Annotated in this window: 3 protein-coding genes; 1 reads left to right on the plus strand and 2 read right to left on the minus strand. The window is 72.2% G+C overall.

The genetic code is table 11. The features are described from left to right. Both Q0L54_RS10905 and pgm read right to left on the minus strand, forming a co-directional pair. A partial coding sequence (locus Q0L54_RS10905) for a hypothetical protein (RefSeq protein ID WP_296668037.1) occupies window positions 1–563 on the minus strand: 563 nt, incomplete at its 3' end. Between the two features lie 140 nt (window positions 564–703). After that, window positions 704–2,380 carry a phosphoglucomutase (alpha-D-glucose-1,6-bisphosphate-dependent) gene (pgm, locus tag Q0L54_RS10910; protein WP_296668039.1) on the minus strand — a complete coding sequence of 559 codons (1,677 nt, stop codon included), beginning with the start codon at window positions 2,378–2,380 and terminating at the stop codon, window positions 704–706. A gap of 125 nt (window positions 2,381–2,505) precedes the next feature. On the opposite strand from pgm, the gene Q0L54_RS10915 reads away from it, so the two are divergent. Next, a complete protein-coding gene (locus tag Q0L54_RS10915; RefSeq protein ID WP_296668040.1) occupies window positions 2,506–3,390 on the plus strand; it encodes a glycosyltransferase in 885 nt (294 codons plus the stop codon). Window positions 3,391–3,455 lie beyond the last annotated feature (65 nt).

The raw sequence follows: 3,455 nt of genomic DNA on the forward strand, positions 1-3,455 counted from the left end.
GTGAGGATCCCGGGCAGCGGCGACGTCGCACGGACCGCGGAGCCGCGGGCGTAGAGCTGCTCGGGCCCGCCCACGAGGTTCCACGTCACCGTGGTGCCGTCGACCTCGCCGTTGGTGCGGGCGATGGGTCCGGGGAAGGTCACGGAGACGGTGAGCTCCGCGTCCTCGAGCGCGTCAGCGTTCTCCGCTGTGATGGCAGAGACGCGTCCCTTGACCAGATACTCGTCGCCCTCGCGGGTCACGCCGAACCGCTCGCTGGTGGGCGCGAAGTCCTCGAGGGGCTGGTTGCGGAACGTGACCTCGGTGCCCACGAACCCGTCTCCCGACCAGCCGTGCTGCCGGGAGGCCTGCAGCCCGTCCGAGAGCCCGGACTCGGCGTAGAGCTGCTCGGCGGCCTCCCGGTCGCTGACCCCCAGCGCGGCGCCGCTGCCCTCACGCACGGCGAACACGTACGAGCCGTCGACCGTGTTGTCGGGGCCGAGCGTGAGCCGTGCGTCGAACTTCATGCAGCCGGACAGCAGCAGCACGAGCGCGAGCGCCGCCACACCGAGTGCCTTCCTCATGCGGACCAGGGTGGCACGGCGCCCGTGCGAACCCTCGGAGGCGCAGGCGACACGCCGCCCGGCACCCCCGCATCGTCCCCGCGCGGCGTGGTGTCGCGCTGTACTCCGTGCGGAATGTCAGCGGGACGGGCGCGGGGAGGTCAGCCCTCCAGGGCCTCCGAGACCACCTCGCGCGCGGCGGACTGCACCTCTCCCAGGTGCGCCTCCGAGACGAAGGACTCCGCGTAGATCTTGTACACGTCCTCGGTGCCGGACGGGCGGGCGGCGAACCATGCATCGTCCGTGGTGACCTTGAGCCCGCCGATCTTGGCCCCGTTGCCGGGAGCCGCGGTGAGCTTGGCCGTGATGGTCTGACCGGCGAGCGTGGTGGCGGGCACCTGGTCGGGCGACAGCGCGCCCAGGCGCGACTTCTCCTCCGTGGAGGCCGCCGCGTCGACGCGGGCGTACCAGCTCTCGCCCAGCCGCTCGATCAGCGAACGGTGGAGCACGGACGGCGACGCACCCGTGACAGCGGTGATCTCCGAGGCCAGCAGCGCCAGCGTCAGGCCGTCCTTGTCGGTGGTCCACACGCGACCGTCCCGACGGAGGAACGATGCGCCGGCCGATTCCTCGCCTCCGAAGGCGATGCTCCCCGACAGCAGGCCCGGAACGAACCACTTGAAGCCCACGGGCACCTCGACCACGGTGCGGCCCAGCTCGCCGCCCACGCGGTCGATGAGCGAGGACGAGACCAGGGTCTTGCCGATGCGCGCCTCGGCCGGCCACTCGGGACGGGCCCCGCCGTAGAGGTAGGCGATCGCGGCGGCGAGGTAGTGGTTGGGGTTCATCAGCCCGCCGTCGCGCGTGACGATGCCGTGGCGGTCCGAGTCCGCGTCGTTGCCGGTGGCGATGTCGTAGGGGCTGTCGGCGTCCGCCATGAGCGCGCGCAGCGAGGCCATCGCCGACGGCGACGAGCAGTCCATGCGGATCTTGCCGTCCCAGTCGAGTGCCATGAAGGACCACGCCGGATCCACCTTGGGGTTCACCACGGTGAGGTCGAGTTTGAACTCCTCGCCGATCGCGCCCCAGTAGTCCACCGCGGCGCCGCCCAGGGGGTCCGCGCCGATGCGCACGCCGGCCCGCGCGATCGCGTCGAGGTCGATGACGGACGGCAGGTGGTCGAGGTAGAGGTCGAGGTAGTCGAAGCCTTGCGTGGTGTCCGCGGTGAGTGCCTGCTTGAGCTGCCGGCGCGGGACGTCCTTCCACCCGCTCGCGAGCAGGTCGTTCGCGCGGTTCGCGATCCACGAGGTGGCGTCCGTGTCGGCCGGCCCGCCGTGGGGCGGGTTGTACTTGAAGCCGCCATCGCGCGGGGGGTTGTGGGAGGGCGTGATGACGATGCCGTCCGCCAGACCTCGGCCCTGCGTGCGCAGGCCGGTCTTCGCGACCGCGCCGTTCGCGACCAGGATGGCGAGGGACACCGCGGGCGTGGGAGTGAAGCCGTCCCGCGCGTCCACCCGGACCTCGACGCCCGCCGCCGCGAGCACCTCGAGCGCCGTCTCCTGGGCGGGTCCGGACAGTGCGTGCGTGTCCTTGCCGATGAACAGCGGACCGTCGATGCCCTGATCACGGCGGTATTCGACGATCGCGGCCGTGATGGCGACGATGTGCGCCTCATTGAACGCGGTGTCGAACGCGCTGCCACGGTGGCCCGACGTGCCGAACGCGACGCGCTCGGTCACGACGGTCGGGTCGGGCACCCGGTCGTAGTAGGCGCCGATCAGCGCGTCGACGTCGATGAGGTCCTCGGGAAGGGCGATGGTGCCCGCGCGCTCGTGCATGGGCCCCACTCTTCCACGCGAGGTGCCGCCGTGCCAGGCAACGACGCCAGGTCCCGGTCACGAGAAGTTCACGAAAGGGCAAAGGACGCTCCCAGCGCGGGTCACGAACGGATAGGCTGATCACCGTGTCAGCCGCCGAGGGATCCGCACCGGAGAGCGCCGCAGCCGCTGAGCCCCCGCGCACTCCGAAGCCCCGCGCCCGCCGTCCCCGCACGCGCCAGATCCCGGTGGCAGATCCGGGCCCCTCGGTCGCGGCGCTCATCGTCGCCCACGACCAGGCGCGCCGCATCGCCGCGACCGTACGCGCGGCGCTGGCGATCCCCGGAGTCGACCTGGTGCTGGTGGTCGACGACGGCTCCACGGACAACACTCTCGACCTGGCACGCCGCGCCGGAGCGGTGGTGGTGCGCCACTCGCACATCCGCGGCCGCACGGCCGCCGTGGAGACCGGCGCATCGGTCATCGCCATGCGGGACGAGCCCGACCGGCCGCAACGCGCGATCCTCCTGCTGGACCCCAACCTGGGCCACTTCGCGATCGGGGCGGCACCGTTGGTCCCCGCCGTCCTCGAAGGGGTGTGCGACCTCGCGGTCGCGCTGACGGACCAGCAGGCGAATGCGCCCGGGCTGCCCGCCAAGATCGCGCGCACCGCGGTCGACAACGCGACCGGGTGGTCGCCCCGCCAGCCGCTGAGCCGGATCCGCTGCATCACCCGCGAGGCGCTCGAGGTCGCGATGCCGCTCGCCCGTGGGGCGGGTCTCGAGGCCGCCATGACCCTGGACGTCCTGCATGCCGGCTTCACCATCACCGAGGTCGAGTGCGAGATCCGGCACAAGGGCCCCTCGATCGAGGACCGGACGCCCGTGGGCAGGGCGAACCGGTACCGTGAGGTGCTGACGGCGGTGAGCGCGCGGCGCATCCGAACCAGGATGTCCACCACTCGAGCCGCCGTAGGCCATCGCCTCCGTCCGCATCGTGGGGAGGCCTCGACCACGAGGGAGGACGCGTGACGCGACCGCGCTACGCCTACCTGGGGCCGTCGGGCACCTTCACCGAAGCGGCCCTGCGTGCCATG

The organism is Demequina sp. (assembly GCF_024642165.1).
GTDB lineage: Bacteria > Actinomycetota > Actinomycetes > Actinomycetales > Demequinaceae > Demequina.

Coding starts and splice junctions, on each gene's coding strand:
- pgm (WP_296668039.1), bottom strand. CDS start 2,380: ATGCACGAGCGCGCGGGCACCATCGCCCTTCCCGAGGACCTCATCGAC.